At 68.1% G+C, this 18,508-nt stretch carries 22 protein-coding genes and 1 riboswitch; of the genes, 12 read left to right on the top strand and 10 right to left on the bottom strand.

Going from position 1 to position 18,508, the window contains the following annotated elements:
- Positions 1-2 precede the first annotated feature (2 nt).
- The 3 genes from RSD66_RS04950 to RSD66_RS04960 form a co-directional block, all read right to left on the bottom strand.
- Complete coding sequence (locus RSD66_RS04950) at positions 3-854, bottom strand: neutral zinc metallopeptidase (RefSeq protein ID WP_415289222.1); 852 nt, start codon at positions 852-854, stop codon at positions 3-5.
- A gap of 98 nt (positions 855-952) precedes the next feature.
- On the bottom strand, positions 953-1,321 hold the full coding sequence (locus RSD66_RS04955; RefSeq protein WP_415289223.1) for a hypothetical protein: 369 nt from the start codon (positions 1,319-1,321) through the stop codon (positions 953-955).
- Positions 1,322-1,376: 55 nt separating this feature from the next.
- Positions 1,377-1,718 (bottom strand): HesB/IscA family protein, encoded by a 342-nt coding sequence (locus RSD66_RS04960; RefSeq protein WP_415289564.1) that lies wholly within the window; start codon positions 1,716-1,718, stop codon positions 1,377-1,379.
- Positions 1,719-1,852: 134 nt separating this feature from the next.
- Here RSD66_RS04960 and RSD66_RS04965 point away from each other — a divergent pair, with 134 nt between their 5' ends.
- The 10 genes from RSD66_RS04965 to RSD66_RS05010 all read left to right on the top strand — a co-directional run bounded on the left by RSD66_RS04965 (position 1,853) and on the right by RSD66_RS05010 (position 9,284).
- On the top strand, positions 1,853-3,040 hold the full coding sequence (locus RSD66_RS04965; RefSeq protein WP_415289224.1) for a deoxyguanosinetriphosphate triphosphohydrolase: 1,188 nt from the start codon (positions 1,853-1,855) through the stop codon (positions 3,038-3,040).
- 86 nt (positions 3,041-3,126) lie between these two features.
- On the top strand, positions 3,127-3,930 hold the full coding sequence (locus RSD66_RS04970; RefSeq protein WP_415289225.1) for an SPOR domain-containing protein: 804 nt from the start codon (positions 3,127-3,129) through the stop codon (positions 3,928-3,930).
- Positions 3,931-3,943: 13 nt separating this feature from the next.
- On the top strand, positions 3,944-4,993 hold the full coding sequence (gene nagZ, locus RSD66_RS04975) for a beta-N-acetylhexosaminidase (RefSeq protein WP_415289226.1): 1,050 nt from the start codon (positions 3,944-3,946) through the stop codon (positions 4,991-4,993).
- 16 nt (positions 4,994-5,009) lie between these two features.
- Positions 5,010-5,834 carry a segregation and condensation protein A gene (locus RSD66_RS04980; protein ID WP_415289227.1) on the top strand — a complete coding sequence of 275 codons (825 nt, stop codon included), beginning with the start codon at positions 5,010-5,012 and terminating at the stop codon, positions 5,832-5,834.
- Positions 5,831-6,511 carry an SMC-Scp complex subunit ScpB gene (scpB, locus tag RSD66_RS04985; RefSeq protein ID WP_415289228.1) on the top strand — a complete coding sequence of 227 codons (681 nt, stop codon included), beginning with the start codon at positions 5,831-5,833 and terminating at the stop codon, positions 6,509-6,511. The genes RSD66_RS04980 and scpB overlap by 4 nt, the downstream gene beginning before the upstream one ends.
- Positions 6,512-6,665: 154 nt before the next feature.
- Positions 6,666-7,037, top strand: coding sequence for an AtpZ/AtpI family protein (locus RSD66_RS04990; RefSeq protein WP_119413010.1), 372 nt, complete (start codon positions 6,666-6,668; stop codon positions 7,035-7,037).
- Between the two features lie 5 nt (positions 7,038-7,042).
- Complete coding sequence (locus tag RSD66_RS04995) at positions 7,043-7,831, top strand: F0F1 ATP synthase subunit A (RefSeq protein WP_415289229.1); 789 nt, start codon at positions 7,043-7,045, stop codon at positions 7,829-7,831.
- Positions 7,832-7,889: 58 nt separating this feature from the next.
- Positions 7,890-8,114, top strand: coding sequence for a F0F1 ATP synthase subunit C (locus RSD66_RS05000; RefSeq protein ID WP_003168985.1), 225 nt, complete (start codon positions 7,890-7,892; stop codon positions 8,112-8,114).
- Positions 8,115-8,194: 80 nt separating this feature from the next.
- Complete coding sequence (locus RSD66_RS05005; protein ID WP_415289230.1) at positions 8,195-8,767, top strand: hypothetical protein; 573 nt, start codon at positions 8,195-8,197, stop codon at positions 8,765-8,767.
- 1 nt (position 8,768) lies between these two features.
- Positions 8,769-9,284, top strand: coding sequence for a F0F1 ATP synthase subunit B (locus RSD66_RS05010; protein WP_024353396.1), 516 nt, complete (start codon positions 8,769-8,771; stop codon positions 9,282-9,284).
- Positions 9,285-9,396: 112 nt separating this feature from the next.
- Here the strand turns inward: RSD66_RS05010 and RSD66_RS05015 are convergent, their stop codons facing one another.
- The 6 genes from RSD66_RS05015 to gcvT form a co-directional block, all read right to left on the bottom strand.
- Positions 9,397-9,867, bottom strand: a complete 471-nt coding sequence (locus tag RSD66_RS05015; protein ID WP_024353395.1) for a DUF6789 family protein — start codon at positions 9,865-9,867, stop codon at positions 9,397-9,399.
- A gap of 119 nt (positions 9,868-9,986) precedes the next feature.
- Positions 9,987-10,388, bottom strand: coding sequence for a PGPGW domain-containing protein (locus RSD66_RS05020; protein WP_024353394.1), 402 nt, complete (start codon positions 10,386-10,388; stop codon positions 9,987-9,989).
- A gap of 171 nt (positions 10,389-10,559) precedes the next feature.
- Entirely contained in the window at positions 10,560-12,137 is a 1,578-nt protein-coding gene (gcvPB, locus tag RSD66_RS05025; RefSeq protein ID WP_415289231.1) for an aminomethyl-transferring glycine dehydrogenase subunit GcvPB, read from the bottom strand.
- Between the two features lie 14 nt (positions 12,138-12,151).
- Positions 12,152-13,498 carry an aminomethyl-transferring glycine dehydrogenase subunit GcvPA gene (gene gcvPA / locus RSD66_RS05030; RefSeq protein WP_415289232.1) on the bottom strand — a complete coding sequence of 449 codons (1,347 nt, stop codon included), beginning with the start codon at positions 13,496-13,498 and terminating at the stop codon, positions 12,152-12,154.
- 120 nt (positions 13,499-13,618) lie between these two features.
- Positions 13,619-13,984: a glycine cleavage system protein GcvH gene (gcvH, locus tag RSD66_RS05035; RefSeq protein WP_024353391.1), complete on the bottom strand. Its 366-nt coding sequence runs from the start codon at positions 13,982-13,984 to the stop codon at positions 13,619-13,621.
- A gap of 85 nt (positions 13,985-14,069) precedes the next feature.
- Positions 14,070-15,182, bottom strand: a complete 1,113-nt coding sequence (gene gcvT / locus RSD66_RS05040) for a glycine cleavage system aminomethyltransferase GcvT (RefSeq protein ID WP_415289233.1) — start codon at positions 15,180-15,182, stop codon at positions 14,070-14,072.
- A gap of 160 nt (positions 15,183-15,342) precedes the next feature.
- Positions 15,343-15,439: riboswitch (glycine riboswitch) on the bottom strand.
- Between the two features lie 115 nt (positions 15,440-15,554).
- Here gcvT and RSD66_RS05045 point away from each other — a divergent pair.
- Together RSD66_RS05045 and pncA are read left to right on the top strand one after the other, a co-directional pair.
- Positions 15,555-16,523 carry a class 1 fructose-bisphosphatase gene (locus RSD66_RS05045; protein ID WP_415289234.1) on the top strand — a complete coding sequence of 323 codons (969 nt, stop codon included), beginning with the start codon at positions 15,555-15,557 and terminating at the stop codon, positions 16,521-16,523.
- A 4-nt stretch (positions 16,524-16,527) separates the two neighbouring features.
- Positions 16,528-17,166 carry a bifunctional nicotinamidase/pyrazinamidase gene (pncA, locus tag RSD66_RS05050; RefSeq protein WP_415289235.1) on the top strand — a complete coding sequence of 213 codons (639 nt, stop codon included), beginning with the start codon at positions 16,528-16,530 and terminating at the stop codon, positions 17,164-17,166.
- Here pncA and RSD66_RS05055 read toward each other — a convergent pair.
- On the bottom strand, positions 17,157-18,458 hold the full coding sequence (locus RSD66_RS05055) for a type VI secretion protein ImpB (RefSeq protein WP_415289236.1): 1,302 nt from the start codon (positions 18,456-18,458) through the stop codon (positions 17,157-17,159). The genes pncA and RSD66_RS05055 overlap by 10 nt on opposite strands.
- Between the last annotated feature and the right edge of the window lie 50 nt (positions 18,459-18,508).

Here is an 18,508-nt window from a genome sequence, read left to right on the forward strand (position 1 = left end):
ATTTAAAGCTGGGAGAAGGTGTCGCAGGCGGCTGGATCGCCGGTCTGATAGCCGCGCTGCAGCCACTCGACCCGCTGGGCCGAGGAGCCGTGGGTGAAGCTTTCGGGCGAGACGCGCCCGCTGCCGCGCCGCTGCAGGGTATCGTCGCCGATGGCCTGCGCCGTCTTCATGCCCTCTTCCAGATCGCCCGGCTCCAGCGCCACCTGACCGTTCGACACGGCGGCGGCGTTGCTGGCCCAGACCCCGGCGTAACAGTCGGCCTGAAGCTCCAGCGCGACGGAATATCGGTTGCCCTCGGCCTGTGACCGCGCCGCCTGCTGGGCGCGCTGCACCTGCTGGCTGGCGCCGGTCAGGGTCTGGACGTGGTGGCCGAACTCATGGGCGATGACATAGGCCTTGGCGAAGTCTGCGCCGGACGCGCCCAGCTTGGTCTCCATCTCGCGCCAGAAGCTGAGGTCCAGATAGACCTTCTGATCCGCCGGACAGTAGAACGGCCCCATCGCCGCCTGGCCATAGCCGCAGCCGGTCTGGGTGCCCTGTTCGTAAAGGACGGTGGTGGGCGCGGTGTAGCCCTTCAGCTTGGTCTTCCACACGTCGTTGATGTTGGAGCCGACGACCTCGACGAACTGGCCGTCCTGATCCTCGGGCGAGCCCATCTGGCCCTGCTGTTCCGCCTGACCGGCGCCGCCGAATTGGCTGGCCAGCTGTTGGGTGGTGTTGGGGTCGATGCCGAAGACGAAATAGCCGATCGCCGCCAGCACCAGCACGCCGATGCCGCCGCCCGCGACCGCGCCGCCGCCCATGCCGCGCCGATCTTCAACCCCGCCGCCGCGCCGTCCGCCCTGCCAACGCATCTGCTGCTCTCCGCTGTGCTGTCTGTTCCGAAGCTAGGCTGAAACGCAGGGGCAGGTGAAGAGATGCAAATGTAACGCGTCGTGGGCTGCGGCGGGCGTTAGTGCGGCGGTCGGTTCAGCCAGGCGTCGATCTCGGCCACGCCGGGAGCATTCTGATCGGCGGGAGCGGGCAGAGGCGTCGGTCGCGGCGCATAGGGCGTCGAAGGAGGCGCAGCGGGCGCAGGCGCGCGTGCGGCTTCGAGCTGGCGAACCGTGCGCTCCGTCTGCAACCTTGTGCGGGCGGCGTCGGCCTCGCGCTGGTCGGCCTGAAGGCGCAGTCGCTCCATCGCCTGATTATGCTGTTCGGCGCGCGCGATGTTGGGATCGTATCCGGCGGGCGGCGGACCGGGCCAGCCCGGCCACGTCTGGGCGCTCGCCGTCAGCGGAACGGCGACGAACAGCAGGATCAGGAACGCCAGACGCTTCATGTCGATAAAGATGGGCGCCCGACGCCCCGCCGCCAAGCGGGGCGGTTCTGCGATGTCAGATCGAGAAGCTGACGCCGCAGCCGCAGCTGGAGGCGGCGTTGGGGTTGCGGATCACAAACTGGGCGCCCGCCAGTTCGTCCACGAAGGCCACTTCGGAATCCTTCAGGAAGGGCACGGACACCGGGTCGATGACCACGGCCTGACCGTCGCGGCGCACCACCAGATCGTCGGCCTCGGGGCCGTCGACCAGCTCAAAGCGATACTGAAAGCCCGAGCAGCCCCCGCCGTCGACGGCGACACGCAGCAGCACCGGCCTGCCCTCAGCCTCGGACAGCCTGGCCAAGCGGCGCGCGCCGCTTTCAGACAAGGTGATGCCTTCGGGCGAACGGGGCGCGATCGACAGCGACAGGTCGCGGGCTGATTCTGTAGATTGGACGGTGCTCACAGCCCTCTATATGAGGGTCTGACAGGCGTTCGCAAAGGCCTGTCGCCATCACGAAGTCCTGCCGCCTCCCCAAAAGGCCTGACGATTTGAGCCAGACCCGCGCTTCCTACGCCGAAAACCACGCCGCCAGTCGCGGTCGTCATGTCTTCGAGCCCGCCAGCCGCACCCGCACCGCCTTCGCCCGCGACCGCGACCGCATCATCCACGCCACCGCCTTCCGTCGCCTGAAGGAGAAGACGCAGGTCTTTGTGGCGCATGAGGGCGACCATTATCGCACCCGGCTGACGCACAGTCTTGAGGTGGCGCAGATCGCCCGCTCGCTGGCCCATGCCCTGCGGTTAGACGACGATCTGGCCGAGACGGTCGCCCTGGCCCACGATCTTGGACACCCGCCGTTCAGCCATGCGGGCGAGGACGAACTGCACGAACAGATGAAGGCGTTCGGCGGCTTCGACCACAATGTCCAGAGCTTCCGCGTCGTGACCGAGCTGGAAACCCGCTATCCCGGCTTCACCGGCCTGAACCTGAGTTGGGAGACGGTCGAGGGCGTGGTCAAGCACAACGGTCCGGTGGCGCATCTGCTGTCGGACCCGGCGTGGAAGGCGGTCGCCGCCTATGCGCCGGGCGGGGCGGCCGACTGGGATCTGCGCCTCGGCACCTTCGCCTCGCTGGAGGCCCAGTGCGCGGCCATCGCCGATGACATCGCCTATAACAACCACGACGTGGATGACGGGGTGCAGGCGGGGCTGTTCAGCCTGTCCGACCTGTCCGACGTGCCCCTGATCGGGCGCTGTATCGCCAGCGCGCGCGCCGACTGGCCCGACATCGATGAGCGGATGCTGCGGCTGGAAGCCGTGCGCAGGATGATCGGCGTCATGGTCGATGACGTCCTGGTCGAGACCGAGGCCCGTCTGGCCAGACACAAGATCGAGACAGTCGAGGACGTGCGTAACGCGCCCGAGACTCTGGTGCAGTTCTCATCTGGCATGATGGCGGAGCTGGCCGTTCTGCGCCGCTTCCTGTTCGAGCGGATGTATCGCCATTATCGCGTCAATCGCACCCGCAGTCAGGCGCGCCGCGTGCTGGCCCAGCTGTTCCAGCTGTTCATGGCCGAGCCGGAGGTGATGCCGCCCGAGTGGCAGGCCTCGGCCCTGACCGACGACCGGGACGCGCGGGCGCGGGCGGTGTGCGACTACATCGCCGGTATGACAGATCGTTACGCTATCGAGGTCCACAGGAAGCTGTTCAGCCTCGACCTCGCCCTCGATCTGTGATTCGAGAAGGGCTGCACGGCGCGCTAGACTGAGCGCCGACGCGCGCCGATTCGCGCGCGTGTCCCACGACCACCAAGGCGCGACCCATGTCCTACGACGACGATCACAGAGGCAACCCTAACGCCGGACGCGACCGGGGCGCCTATACCCCGCCGACCGACGACGACCTGCCTTTCACGCGCGGCGGTTATGACCCGCGCCGGGCGCCGGCCGCCAAGTCGCCGCCGATCACCCTGATCATCAGCGCCATCGTCCTGCTGCTGCTGATCGTGGCCGTGGTGGTCTTCTATCGCTCGGGCGTGCGTTCCTCGACGGACGCGCCGCCCGCCGTCGGAACCCCGGTCGAGAGCATGAAGGTCGAGGCGCCGCTGGACGCCCAGCCGATCGACCCGGAAGCCGACATCCGCGTCTATCGCGACGGCGGCGAGCCAAGCGACGCCGCGCCGACCTTCACCCCCGGTCCCGAAGAAGTCCTGCCGCGCCCCGCGCCGACGGCCCCGGCTACACCGGTCGAATCCTCGCCTCTGGCCCCCGCCGCGCCCGCCCCTGCGACCAAGGCCCCGGCCGCGCCCGCGCCCGTAACGCCGGCTCCGGCGACGAAGGCTCCCGCTCCGGCGCCCGCTCCGGCTCCGGCTCCGGCCGCGACGGGCGGATCGTCCGGCGTGCAGATCGGCGCCTTCTCCTCGACCGCCATCGCCGACCGCGAATACGCCGCCGTCGCCGCCCGCTTCGGCCAGTACGCCTCGGGCGCCGAGAAGCGCGTGCAGGAAGTCACCGCCTCCAACGGCTCGACCCTGTATCGCACCACCTTCACCGGCATGAGCCGTGAACGCGCCGTCGCCTTCTGCAATGCGCTGAAAGCTGCGGGCCGCGACTGCATCGTCCGCTAAGGCGCGAGCGCACATGACCTCCGCCGCCATCTACGGCTGTTCCGGCCACAGGCTGACGGCGGAGGAGCGCGCCTTCTACGCCGAGGCCAAGCCCTGGGGCTTCATCCTGTTCCGCCGCAATGTGGACAGCCCCGAGCAGGTCAAGGCGCTGGTCTCCGAACTGCGCGACAGCGTGGGCCGCGACGACGCCCCCGTCCTGATCGATCAGGAAGGCGGCCGGGTGCAGCGCCTCGGCCCGCCGCATTGGCCGAAATATCCGCCCGGCGCCGCCTATCTGAAGGCGACCAATGATCCGGCGGCGGCGCGTGAACTGGTGCGTCTGGGCGCGCGGCTGATCGCTCATGACCTGCGCGAACTGGGCATCACCGTCGACTGCGTGCCGGTGCTGGACGTGCCGGTGCCGGGCGCCCACGACATCATCGGCGACCGCGCCTATGCGCAGGACCCGGCGACCGTGACCCAGCTGGGCCGGGCCGCTGCCGAGGGCCTGCTGGCGGGCGGCGTCCTGCCGATCATCAAGCATATCCCCGGCCACGGCCGCGCCTTCTCGGATAGCCACCACGACCTGCCGGTGGTCGAGACGGCGATCGAGGAACTGGACGCCTGGGACTTCGCCCCGTTCAAGGCGCTGTCGGACATGCCGATGGCGATGACGGCGCACGTGGTCTTCACCGCCGTCGACGCCAAACGCCCGGCCACCACCTCGAAGAGGGCGATTCGCCTGATGCGCGAGCGGCTGGGCTTCTCCGGCCTGATCCTGTCCGACGACCTGTCGATGCAGGCCCTGTCGGGGACGTTGACCGAGCGGGCGGAACAGTCGCTGAAGGCGGGCTGCGACGTGGTGCTCCACTGCAACGGCGACCTGAAGGAGATGGCCGCCGTCGCCGACGGAACGAAGAAGCTGAAAGGCGAGGCCAAGCGCCGCGCCGAGGCCGCGCTGAACCGCATCGTCCGCGCGCCCGAGCCGCTGGATGTCGCCGAGGGCCGGGCCCGGCTGGAGGCGGCGCTGAACGGCCGCTTCGACGCCGCCAAGGGGCCGGACGTCGGCGAGGCGCAAGGGTGATCGCCGGGGAGGGCGCATGAGCGAGGCCTTCCAGCCGAATCTCGACTTCACCGCCGTCGAACAGGTCGAGGCGCAGGAGGCCTTCGTCGTCGACCTGGAGGGGTATGAAGGCCCCCTGCACGTTCTTCTGGCCCTGGCGCGGACGCAGAAGGTGGACCTGCTGAAGCTGTCCATCACCCGTCTGGCCGAACAGTATCTGGCCTTCGTGCATGAGGCGCGACGGCGGAATTTCGCGCTGGCGGCCGACTATCTCGTGATGGCGTCGTGGCTGGCCTATCTGAAGTCGCGCCTGCTGATCCCGCGCAATGAAAAGGACAAGCCGGAGGAGCCTCCGGCCGAGGAGATCGCCGCCGCCCTGGCCTTCCGCCTGCAGAAGCTTGAGGCCATGCGCACGGCGGTGGAGGCCATCACCGGCCGCCCGCAGTTGAAGCGCGACGTCTTCACGCGCGGCGACCCGCAGGCGACGGTCATCATCCCCTCTGATCGGGTGGACGCCAGCCTCTATGAACTGATGAGCGCCTATGTCGCTCAGCGCCGCCGCGAGGAACGCCGCAAATACGCCCCCGGCCAGCGGGTCGAGGCCTTCCAGCTGGAGGCCGCGCGCGACTGGCTGCGCGAGATCATGCCGCGCCTGGCCGAATGGACGCCGCTGGAGCGCGTGGCGCCGCAGAAGCCGGACGGGGAGGAGGGCCCCAGTCAGGCCAGCTATACCGCCTCCACCCTGTCAGCCAGTCTGGAGCTGGTGAAGGAGGGCGGCATGGACATCCGGCAGGAGCGGCCTTTCGACGCGGTGTGGCTGAAGAGGCGCGGCTTGGGCCAGCCGCTGGAGCTGACGCCGTGACGCTCGACTTCACCCCCGCCCACCTCGAGATCGAACGCCGCGTCGAGGCCCTGCTGTTCGCCGCCGCCGCGCCCTTGTCGCTGGCCGAGATCGCGCGCCGGCTGCCCGAGGGCGCCGACGTCGGCGGGGCGCTGACCGCGCTTCAGGAGCGCTATCAGGGCCGGGGGGTCGAGCTGGACTGCGTGGCGGAGCGCTGGCGCTTCCGCACCGCCCCTGACCTGGGCTTCCTGATGACCGAGGAGCGCGAGGAGCCGCGCCGCCTGTCCAGGGCCGCGCTCGAGACCCTGGCCATCATCGCCTATCATCAGCCCTGCACCCGCGCCGAGATCGAGAGCGTGCGTGGGGTCTCCCTGTCCAAAGGCACGCTGGACCTGCTGCTGGAGATGGACTTCGTGCGCCTGCGCGGACGGCGTCGTACGCCGGGGCGGCCGGTGACCTACGCCACGACCGACCGCTTTCTGGAGCATTTCAGCCTGGCGAGCCTGTATGACCTGCCGGGCGTGCAGGAGATGAAGGCGGCGGGCCTGCTGGACCTGTCCATGCCGGTCGGTTTCGAGGTGCCGGACCCCTCGCGCGCCGGCGACGACGAGGGCGAGGATCTGCTGACCGGTCTGGACGACGCGGCGCCCGAATTCGCCCAGGATTTCATCAGCGAGGACGAAGAGTCGCAACCTTAGCCGGGACGGATCGTCGCGCTCGCAAGAAACCGCGCAAACTCATGGACTTAAGTCCAATGGAGGCCGCCTTGACCTGAAGGCCTCCCGCCTATAGGTTCCGCGCCGAAATTCAGACCCGATCCGGCCTTGCGCCGGGCGCTGACCCAACAGGCCCATGTCCCCGACGAAGGAATCGCGCGAAGAGGCGATCAAACGCCTCCACAGAAGCGCATCCGCGCTGGAGGCGAAGGTTCAGGCGGACAAGTCCGTCGAGGTCGCTGCGCAGAAGGTGGTCGGCCAGGCCTATCGCATCATCGCCGAACTGCTGGGCGGGGTGCTGATCGGTCTTGCACTTGGTTTTGGCGTCGACCGGCTGTTCGGGACGACGCCGATTGGCGTTGTAGGCGGGGTCCTTCTGGGCTTCGCCTTATCGGTTTATATGGCGCGCCGCACAGCCAACCGGCTGATGGCGCAGGCCAAGGCGGCGGGTTTGCCCCAACAGGGCGAACCTATCGTCGAGGCTGACGAAGAAAACAGGGAACGATAGGCTTAATGGCCGGTCCGATTGAACAATTTGAGGTCAAGCCGCTCGTCGAGTTCGGCACGGTCAATGTTCCCGTCCTGGGCGAGCAGGTGATCGCGATCACCAATTCGCATGTGGCCATGACCATCGCCTTCGTCGGCGTGGTGGGTTTCCTGGCCTTGGCGACCTCGGGCGCCAAGGTGGTGCCGGGGCGGATGCAGGCGGCGGGCGAGAGCCTGTTCGGCATGGTCGACAACCTGGCCAACTCCATCATCGGGCATGAAGGCCGCAAATACTTCCCCTTCGCCTTCACCATGTTCCTGATGGTTCTGTCGATGAACCTGCTGGGCATGTTCCTGACCTTCACCGCCACCTCGCAACTGGCCGTGACCGTCACCCTGGGCCTGATCGCCTTCCTGACGGTCGTCGTGGTCGGTCTGGTCAAGAACGGCGTCGGCTTCCTCAAGCTGTTCTGGCCCGCCGGCGCGCCGCTGCTGCTGCGCCCGTTTGTGGGCCTGATCGAACTGGTCTCCTTCCTGCTGCGTCCGATCACCCTGGCCCTGCGTCTGTTCGGCAACATGCTGGGCGGCCACGTGGCGCTGAAGATCTTCGCCCAGTTCGTCGTTCAGCTGGGCGCGGCGGCCATCGTCACCGGCGGTCTGGCCTATGCCCTCATTCCCGTCGCAGCCCTGTCGCTGGGCATGACGGTCGCGATGACGGCGCTCGAGTTCCTGGTGGCCTTCCTTCAGGCCTTCGTTTTCACCGTTCTGACCTGCATCTACCTCAACGATGTGGTCAACCTGGGCGATGGCCACTAAGGCTTGAGTTCAGTTCGTAACCCTACCCTCCAACGCTCCAAGAAATTAGGAAATCATCATGGACGCTGAAGCCGCTAAGTACATCGGCGCTGGTCTGGCCACCCTCGGCATGATCGGCTCGGCCCTGGCCGTCGGCAACATCTTCGGCAACTTCCTGGCCGGCGCCCTGCGCAACCCGGCTGCTGCCGCCTCGCAGGTCGGCAACCTGTTCGTCGGCGCGGCCCTGGCCGAAGCCCTGGGCATCCTGGCCTTCGTGCTGGGCGTCCTGATGATCTTCGGCTGATCCCAGCCCACGATCTCTCAGAATTGGCGGCGCGCGGGCCAGACCTGCGCGCCGCTGTCCTGATCTAGCGAAGACGGTTCATGGCCAGCACACCCACACTTGACGTTCAGACCCCGGCGCCGGGCGACCTCCATGCGGAGACGCAGGCGGCGACCGAGCATGCCTCGGGCGGTCTGCCCCAGTTCGAATTCCAGCACTGGGCCGGCCAGATCGGCTATCTGCTGATCCTGTTCGTCCTTCTGTACGTCCTGGTGGCCAAGGTCTTCGCCCCGCGCCTGCGCAAGGTGATGGACGAACGCGCCGACACGATCGACACCGCGATCGCCGCCGCCCGCTCGGTCCAGACCGAAGCGGCCGCTCAAGCCGAGGCCGCCCGCGCCGAGGTCGAGAAGGCCCGCGCCGACGCCCGCGCGACCGCTGTCGCCGCCAAGCAGCGCGTCACCGAAGAATTCAACGCCCGCCTGGCCGCCGATGAAGCCGTGGTCAACGCGCGCATCGCCGAGGCCGAAGGCGCCATCGCCAAGACCCGCGACGCCGCCATGATGAACGTGTCGACCATCGCCTCGGCCGCGGCGGGCGCCATGCTCGAGCGTCTGACCGGAAAGGCCGCGACCGACGCCGAACTGGCCGCCGCCATCAAGGGAGCCGCCTGATATGCCCGCCTTCCTGACCGGCCATTTCTATGATTTCGCCAACCCTGAGCTGTGGGTCGCCGTCGGCCTGCTGATCTTCATCGCCATCGTGGTCATGGCGGGCGTGCCCAAGCTGGTCGCCACCAGCCTGGACGCCAAGGCCGCCAAGATCCAGGGCGACCTGGACGAGGCCGCCCGCCTGCGCGCCGAAGCCGAAGCCATGCTGGCCCAGATCCGTCAGGAGAAGGCGGAGGCTGAGGCTCAGGCCGCCGACCTGCTGGCCACGGCTGAAGCCGACGCCAAGCGTCTGGAAGCCGAAGCCAAGGCGCGCATCGAAGAATCCACCGCTCGCCGTCAGGCTCTGGCCGAGCGCCGGATCGCCCAGGCCGAGGCCGAGGCCACGCAAGAGGTCAAGGCCGCGGCTGCCGACCTGGCCGCCAAGGCCGCGCAACAGATCCTGGCCGCCCGCATCGCCGGCGCCAAGACCGATCCGCTGCTGGACCAGGCCATCGGCCAGATCGGCGGCAAGCTGAACTGATCGCTGACCGCGTTTAGTCAGCCCCGAAAAACATCAGGCCCCGCCGGCGACGGCGGGGCCTTTTGCTGTTCAAGATCCGGTTGTCGGGATCGAGGACGGTTCAGACTGTCGGTTAATGGGCCGGAGCGGCTCCGATCGGCGCGGCGCCGCGCTTCTCACGTTCGACCAGCCGGGCGTAGACATTGCCCAGGACGCCGCCGAAGACCATGTGCAGCGCCAGCATCCAGCCGAAGGTTCCGAAGCCGGACGAGCCGGTGAAGGTCCGATAATCGCCGCCCATGGTGATCACCAGCATCATCGCCACCCAGGCGGCGACAGCGAAGACGATGCCCTTGGTGATCGGCGTGGCCGTCGGCAGTCGCGGATAGACGACGCCAAACAGCGACCCCAGCACAAAGGTGCCCATAACCAGGTGGATGGCCCACCCCGCCGCCATATTGCCCGGCATGCCGAACATCCGGGCTACGACCCCCGGAAAGGGATCGAACAGGTGGTTGAGGAACAGATTGGCGAGCTCAAGCACGGAAACCACGACGGTAGCAATGAAACCGGCGATGATTCCCTTTTTTACGCGTGACATCATGTGAACAGCGCCTCCCAACGCCTATCAACCTCGTGACTACGCAAGGGGGAGCATACGCCGTTCAGGGGCGCTCGGGGGTGAACCCGGTTCACATTCCTGTGTTAGCCTTAGCTTGGCCTTTATTGCCGGAAGGCGCGCCAGCCGCGGCGCAGGCGGCGACGAAAGCGCGCCAGCGGGCGTCGACGGCGGCGCAGCACCATCTTCTCGGCGCGCAGGGTCTGTTGCCAGAAGACGGGGGCAATTTCGGGCTTCTTCCGCATCAGGCGGCGGAAGGGATAGACCCATTTGGGCCGGGCGCGCTGGGCGCGGATGAACTGGCGCTTGGCCCACCAGGAGTTGCGCAGGACGATCACCAGACCGAGGGCGATGACGGGCACGCCGCCGGGGCCGGGCAGGGGCGCGATCAATACGCCCAGCAGGATGACGAAGAAGCCCACACCCATAAGCGCCAGACGGCGCATGCGCCGCGCCAGCCCCGGACGGGGCGGCGGCGGGCTCAGAGAGGGCAGGACCAGGGTCACGGGGCGGCGTCTCGATCAAGATGGCGGCCAGGGAAGGCCGATAATCAGTAAACGCATGAGACAAGGCCGAAAGGCGGCGTCGCCATGACGCTTTCGTAAGTCGGCCCAGAAATGCAGAACGCCGTGTCCCGAAAGACACGGCGTTCGCTGAAGTCAGGCTTGCAGAGCCGATCAACCGGCGCGGTTTGAGCCTTCCGGCGCGGCCCAGCGCAGACGCGGCGAGCGCGCGGCGCGGGTCTCGTCCAGACGCCGCAGGGGCGCATGGAAGGGGGCACCCTTGAAGCGGTCGACGTCTCCAGCTTTCGCTGCGCCCGCCAGCAGGCGCATGGCCTCGATGAAGCGGTCCAGTTCGGCCTTGGATTCCGTCTCGGTCGGCTCGATCAGCATGGCGCCGTGGACGACCAGCGGGAAATACATGGTCATCGGGTGGAAGCCCTCGTCGATCATCGCCTTGGCGAAGTCGAGCGTGGTGACGTCCGTGCCCTTCAGCCATTCGTCGTCGAACAGGGCCTCGTGCATGCAGGGGCCGTCGGGGAAGGCCGGGCTCATCAGGTCTTCGAGGCGGACCTTGATGTAGTTGGCGTTCAGCACGGCGTCCTCGGCCACCTGACGCAGGCCGTCGGAGCCGTGGGACATCATGTAGCTGAGGGCGCGCACATACATGCCCATCTGGCCCTGGAAGGCGCACAGGCGGCCGAAGGCCTGTTCGGCCTCGTCTTCCTCGCGCTCGACCAGCTTGTAGCCGTCGCCGGTGTTCACGACCCACGGGGCGGGCGCGAAGGGGGCCAGAGCCTCCGACAGCACGACCGGACCGGCGCCCGGACCGCCGCCGCCGTGCGGCGTCGAGAAGGTCTTGTGCAGGTTGATGTGCATGGCGTCGACGCCCAGGTCGCCCGGGCGCACCCGGCCGACGATGGCGTTGAAGTTGGCGCCGTCGCAGTAGAAGTAGGCGCCCGCCTCATGGGTCAGGCGGCTGATCTCCAGAATGTCGCGCTCGAACAGGCCGCAGGTGTTCGGGTTGGTGACCATGATGGCCGCCACGTCCGGGCCCAGCTTCGACGCCAGATCGGCCACGTCGACGCGACCGTCGTCGGTCTGGGCTACTTCCACGACCGAATAGCCGACGAAGGCGGCCGTGGCCGGGTTGGTGCCGTGGGCCGAAGTGGGGACCAGCACCTTGCGGCGCTGTTCGTGCTCGCCCTTGGCCTGGTGGGCGGCGCGGATGGCCATCAGGCCGCACAGCTCGCCGTGGGCGCCCGCCTTGGGCGACAGGGCGACCGCAGGCATGCCCGTCAGCGTCGTCAGCCAGTGGGCCAGTTGGTCCATCAGCTCCAGCGCGCCCTGCACCGTCGACTGCGGCTGCAGCGGGTGGATGTCCGAGAAGCCCGGCAGGCGCGCCATCTTCTCGTTCAGGCGCGGGTTGTGCTTCATCGTGCACGAGCCCAGCGGATAGACGGCCAGGTCGATGGCGTGGTTCTTCTGGCTCAGGCGCACATAGTGGCGCATGGCCTCGGGCTCGGACAGGCCGGGCAGGCCGATCGGATCCTTGCGGACCAGGTCGCCCAGGTCAGAGCCATCCGTTGCGGGCTTCGGCAGGTCGACGCCGGTCTTGCCCCAGCCTTCGCCTTCAAAGATCAGCGGCTCGTCCTGCAGCAGGCCGCGCCCGCCGGTCAGGGTGGCGGGCTTGTAGTTGGCGTCCAGGCCTTCGTTCGGGGCGGTCGGGCGGCCGACAGTGTTCATCGTGCTCATGATTCCAATCTCCCTCAGGCGGCCAGAACCTTGGCGAGCGCACCCGCCAGGATCTTGATGTCTGCGTCCAGCGTCGTCTCGGTGGCGGCGACCAGCAGCACGTCGTCGAGGCCCGCATCCGGGTTCAGGCGGCTGTAGGGCACGCCGCACAGGACGCCGTTGTCGGCCATCGTCTGCACCACGTCAGCGGCGTTCCTGGGCAGCTTGACCGCGAACTCGTTGAAGAAGCGCGGGGTCAGGATTTCGACGCCCGGAATGGCGGCGAGCGCGTCGCGCGTGGCGACCGCCTTCTCGTGGTTCAGCAGGGCCAGCTGGCGCAGGCCCGTCTCGCCCAACAGGCTCATGTGAATGCTGAACGCCAGGCAGCACAGGCCCGAGTTGGTGCAGATGTTCGAGGTCGCCTTGTCGCGGCGGATGTGCTGCTCGCGCGTGGACAGGGTCAGGACGAAGCCGCGCTTGCCCTCGGCGTCCACCGTCTCGCCGCAGTAACGGCCGGGCGTCTGGCGCAGCAGTTTCTCGCGCGTGGCGAACAGGCCGATGTAGGGGCCGCCGAAGTTCAGGGCGTTGCCGATCGACTGGCCCTCGGCCGCGACGATGTCGGCGCCCATTTCGCCGGGCGATTTCAGCAGACCCATCGACACGGCTTCGGTCACCACGACGATCAGCAGGGCGCCCGCAGCTTGGGCGGCCTCGGCGATCTTGGTGACGTCGGTGGCGGTGCCGAAGACGTTGGGGGTCTGGACGACGACGCAGGCCGTGTCCTTGTCGATGGCGGCGATGACGGCGTCTTCGGCGTCGACGGCGGGCGTCAGGGCCTGGGTCTCGACGCCGACGGCGTGGACCACGGTCTCGGTCGCCTTGACGTAGTGGGGGTGGACGCCGCCCGAGATGACGGCCTTGTTGCGGCGGGTCACGCGGGTGGCCATCAGCACGCCTTCGGCCATGGCGGTCGAGCCGTCATAAAGCGAGGCGTTGGCGACTTCCATGCCGGTCAGGTTCGCGACCTGGGTCTGGAACTCGTACAGGTACTGCAGGGTGCCCTGCGCGATTTCCGGCTGATAGGGGGTGTAGCTGGTCAGGAATTCCGACCGCTGGATCACGTGGTCCACCGTGGCCGGGATGTGGTGCTTATAGGCCCCCGCGCCGCAGAAGAAGGGCACGGTCGAGGCCGTGGCGTTCTTGCCCGCCATGGCCGAGAGGGCGCGTTCGACCTCCAACTCGCCCGCCACGCGGGGCAGATCGACCAAGCCGTCACGGCGCGCGGCCTGCGGCACGTCGATGAACAGGTCGTCGATGGATTTGGCGCCGATGGCGGCCAGCATGGCCTCACGGTCGTCGGGCGTCAGGGGGAGGTAGCGCATTACAGGTCCTCGGCGGCATCCCGGAGGTCGCGGGGCGCGACGCTCCGGGAGCGCTTCAAGCGGCGGGAAATCCGGCGACCCCGGACCGGCGCGCCGCGCCGTCCAGGACGACAGCGGAACTTAGAGGGTGGTCAGGTAGGCGTCGTAGGCGGCGCGGTCCATCAGGCCGTCCAGCACCGAGGCGTCGGACACCTTGATCTTGGCGAACCAGCCTTCGCCCTCGGCGTCGGCGTTGACGGTTTCCGGGGCGGTCGCCAGCACAGCGTTGCCTTCGATCACTTCGCCCGCGATCGGGGCGTAGACGTCCGAGGCGGCCTTGACCGATTCCACGACGGCGAAGCTGTCGCCGACCGAGACGGTTTTGCCGGCTTCCGGCGTCTCGACGAACACCACGTCGCCCAGGGCGTCAGCGGCGTGCTTGGAGATGCCGACCGTGGCGACGTCGCCGTCGAGGCGAACCCACTCGTGATCCTTGGTGAACTTCATCTTGGTCTTCCTCATAGAGCCTGTGGCCCAGGCTTTGTTTCAAGGCGTCTTCCTCGGCCCTGCGCCGAGGAGCGGAAGGAAGGCGTTAGGCCTTCGGCTTCCGGTAGTAGCGGGTCGGCACGAAGGGCGTGGCGACGACTTCGGCGGCGGCGGGGCGGCCCCGCACCAGGACCTTAAGTTCCGTGCCGACTTCAGCGAAGGCGGGCGGCACATAGCCCATGGCGATGTTGCGCCCCTGCGACGGCGAGGGGCCGCCCGAGGTGATCTTGCCGATGACGGCGCCGTCCATGTCGGCGATCTCGGCGCCTTCGCGGGCGGGGGCGCCTTCCTTGACGTGCAGGCCGACGCGGACGCGGGCCGGGCCGTCGGCCAGTTGCTTCAGGATGGCGTCGGCGCCGGCGAAGTCGGCGCGTTCCTTGCGCGACTTGGACAGGGCGAAGGTCAGCCCCGCCTCGACCGGAGTGGTTGCGGCGTCGATATCGTGGCCGTGCAGCGGCAGACCGGCTTCCAGACGCAAGGAGTCGCGCGCGCCCAGACCGACCGGCTTCACCCGCTCGTCCGACAGCAGCAGATTCCACACGCGCTCTGCGGCGGCGCTGGGCAGGGAAATCTCATAGCCGTCCTCGCCGGTGTAGCCCGAGCGCGAGACGATGCAGTCTTCGTCGAAGAGGCGGATGGCGCGGCAATCCATGAAGCCCATGTCGGCCAGCTCAGCCGAATGGGCGGCCATGACGGCGGCGGCTTCCGGCCCCTGGATGGCCAGCAGGGCGCGGTCCAGCACCTCAAGCTTCGCATCGCCCGACAGATTGGCTTTCAGGAAAGCGAAGTCGGCGTCCTTATTGCCCGCGTTGACAACGATGTAGAGGCCGTCCTCGAACGGCTTGCCCGCCATCAGGTCGTCCATCACGCCGCCCTGTTCGTTCAGCAGCAGAGTGTATTTCTGCTTGCCGGGCTTCACGATTTCATAGTCGCCGGGGACGAAGCGTTCGAACTGCGCAATCGCGTCGGCGCCGGTGATGCGCGCCTGACCCATGTGGGAGACGTCGAACAGGCCGACGTGCTCGCGGGTCCAGCGGTGCTCGGCCAGCACGCCTTCGTACTGGACCGGCATATCATAGCCGCCGAAGCCGACCATGCGGGCGCCCAGCGCGCGATGCGCGGCGTTGAGGGGGGTAGTCTTAAGGGCCTGATCGCTCATGGCGTCGCCTCCGGGTCGCAGGTTGCGGCGATAGCTTCGCCGTCGTTGCGCCCCCGCTGTCCTGAAGCCTGAGAGATTCCGACCGTTCCTGAAAAGGTTCGGCCTTGCTCCGTCGGCGCGCGTCGGGACCCTCCGTCCTTCGGCGACTTTCCAGCGTCCGTGCGCTTTCGCGGTCCTTTTGCCTGAGCGTTTCCGGGGCGGTTGCGCCTTCGGCTCCGGGCGCCGCGAACGGCCCCGGTCTCTCCCGCGAGAGCGTTCGACCTAAGGCCGTGAATCCAGCGCCGAGTCAAGCGGCGCCGCACTTGCCGCCGTCGATCCTAAGGGCCATGAGGGGGTGGAACCGCGCTTCGCCCACAGGATTTGAAGGACGTCATGACCGCCCGCACCGATCTCGCCGCCCACCTCGCCTCCCTCGACCTGCCGCAGGGGCTGGTCGCGACGCTGACGACGGCGGCCGCCGCCTGTGTCGAGATCCGTCAGGTGGTGGCGGGCGGTGCCCTGGTCGGGGCGCTGGGCGCGTCGGGCGCCGTCAATGTGCAGGACGAAGAGCAGAAGAAGCTGGACGTCATCGCCGACGACCTGCTGACCGAGGCCCTGCTGGCCTGCCCCGCCGTGGCGGGCGTGGCGTCCGAGGAAAAGGACACGATGCAGCCCTCGCCCAATGCGGCGGGCGAGTATCTGGTGCTGTTCGACCCGCTGGACGGCTCGTCCAACATCGACATCAACGCCCCGGTCGGCACCATCGTCTCGGTGTTGAAGGCGCCGTCGGCCCAGCCGAGCGAGGCTGACTTCCTGCAATCCGGCCGCCATCAGGTCGCGGCGCTCTATGCCGTCTACGCCGGTCAGGCCATGCTGGTGCTGACGACGGGCAAGGGGGTGGCGGGCTTCACCCTGGCGCCCGACGGCCGCTGGCTGATGACGCATGAGGACGTGCGCATTCCGGCCGATACGAAAGAGTTCGCCATCAACATGTCGAACCAGCGCCACTGGGCCGAGAGCGTCCAGCGCTATGTCGATGGCTGCCTGAAGGGCGCGGACGGCCCTAGGGCTAAGAACTTCAACATGCGCTGGGTCGCCGCCATGGTGGCCGACGTGCACCGCATCCTGATGCGTGGCGGCGTCTTCCTCTATCCGTGGGATGCGCGCGAGCCGAACAAGCCGGGCAAGCTGCGCCTGATGTATGAGGGCAACCCCATGTCCTTCCTGGTCGAACAGGCGGGCGGCAAGTCCACCACCGACGGCAGGCAGGCCATTATGGACGTGACCCCGACCGAACTGCACCAGCGGGTGCCGGTCGTGCTCGGCTCGGCCAACGAAGTCGACCAGATCGCGGCGGCCTGACGCCATGGAGATCGACGCTTCTGACGCCCTGCTGGTCATCGACGCCCAGAACGACTTCTGCGAGGGCGGCGCCCTGGCGGTTCAGGGCGGGGCGGCGATCATGCCCCTGATCAACCGGCTTTCAGAGCGGTTCGCCACCGTCATCGCCACGCAGGACTGGCACACGCCGGACCAGATCAGCTTCGCCTCCAACCACGCCGGCGCGGCGCCCTTCACGCAGATCGAGGTCGCCTACGGCCCCCAGATGCTGTGGCCGGATCATTGCGTGCAGGGGACGTCGGGGGCGGACTTCCACCCCGACGCGGCGCCTGCGGTGAACAATGCGTTGGCCGTGATCCGCAAGGGCTATAATCCGGCGGTCGATTCCTATTCCGGCTTCTATGAAAACGACCACAGGACGGCGACGGGTCTGGCGGGCCTGCTGCGTGATCTGGGCGTGAAGCGCGTATTTTTGTGCGGTCTGGCCTATGACTACTGCGTGCGCTTCACCGCCGAAGACGCGGTGAACGAAGGCTTTGAGGCCGTGGTCATCGAAGACGCCTGCCGCGCCATCGCCCCGGACACGGCGGCGGCGGCTAGGACCAGTTTCGCGGTGCTGAAGATCGCCGAGATCGCGGCTGAAGACCTGATCCCTCACTCATAGAAGTCCGCCTCGTCGGGGATGCGGGTGAAGGCGATCTTGGCGCCGATGTAATCGGGTAGGCCCGCTTTGGGGCCGATGCTGACCGTGTCCTTGCCATAGCGTTTGTTCAGCGCATCCAGTGCCTGCGACAGGCGCAGGGACGGCGCGTCGCCGCCTTGATCCGGGCCGATGTCGAACAGGTCTGCCTCGAAGGCGTCGCGCGCCGTCAGGCCGTGGACGCCGACGCCGACATAGCTCAACCGCCCGGCCTCCAGTTCCGGCTCGACCCGGCGCCACAGCGCGTCCAGCGCAGCCAGCAGGGCGAAGGTGTCCTGCGTCGGGGCGATGGCGCGGGTCAGGCCCGTCGTGTCCCAGCCGCGCCTGGCGCCCTTCGGCCCCATGTCGAGATGCAGGCTGATGCCTGCGCCGGTCAGCCCCATCCGCCGCAGCCGCGCCCCGCACTTGACCATCAGCCGCCGCGCGACCGCCCGCGCCTTGTCCGGGTTGCGCATGGCCTGCGCCAGCACATGGCTGTGGCTGATGGAGGCGGGCGGCTTTTCCGGCGTCGGCTCGCTGTCGAGACCGTGCAGGCCGCGCCAGATGCGCTCGCCCTCGATGCTGTTCCAGACCGCGCGCGCCTCCTTGGCGGTCATGTTCCACAGACCCGCCGTGTCCGTGACGCCCGCCGCGGCCAGCCTTTGCTGCATGCGCGAGCCGACACCCGGATACTGCGACAGCGGCAGGTGCAGGACGGCGCCGGGCAGTTCATGGGGGCGCAATATGGTCAGCCCGGCGGGCTTCTTCATGCCGCAGGCCGTCTTGGCCAGAAACCGTGAAGGCGCCAGCCCGATGGAGGACCGCAGGCACTCGCCCACATTCTCCATGATCCCCGCCTGAATGCGCCGGGCCAGGGCGACGGCGTTCGCCTCGCGCCGCTCCGGCCCGATCAGTTCGCACGAGCATTCGTCGATGGAGCCGACCTTCCACACCGGCACGTGTCGGTCGATCTCTTCCATGATCTGCTTGTGGATCTGAACATAGAGGTCGGGCCGCGCCTCGGCGACGATCAGGTCGGGGCACAGGCGGCGCGCCTCGGCCACCTGCATCCCGGTGCGGACGCCGAAGGCCTTGCTCTCATAGCTGGCCGCGATGGCGCCGGTGTATTCGCTTTCGGCGGGGCGGACGATGACGGGCTTGCCGCGCCAGTCGGAGTTCTGCTGCTGCTCGACGCTGGCGAAGAAGGCGTTCAGGTCGATGAACAGCCAGCGTAGGCCAGCGGCGTCTTCATCAGGCTGTCGGCCGGGGTGTTCCATGATGCGAACATATCAGGAACATTGTGCGCGTGGGAGTCCGATGAGGGGGA

Source organism: Brevundimonas sp. S1H14 (assembly GCF_047716865.1).
Lineage (GTDB): Bacteria > Pseudomonadota > Alphaproteobacteria > Caulobacterales > Caulobacteraceae > Brevundimonas > Brevundimonas naejangsanensis.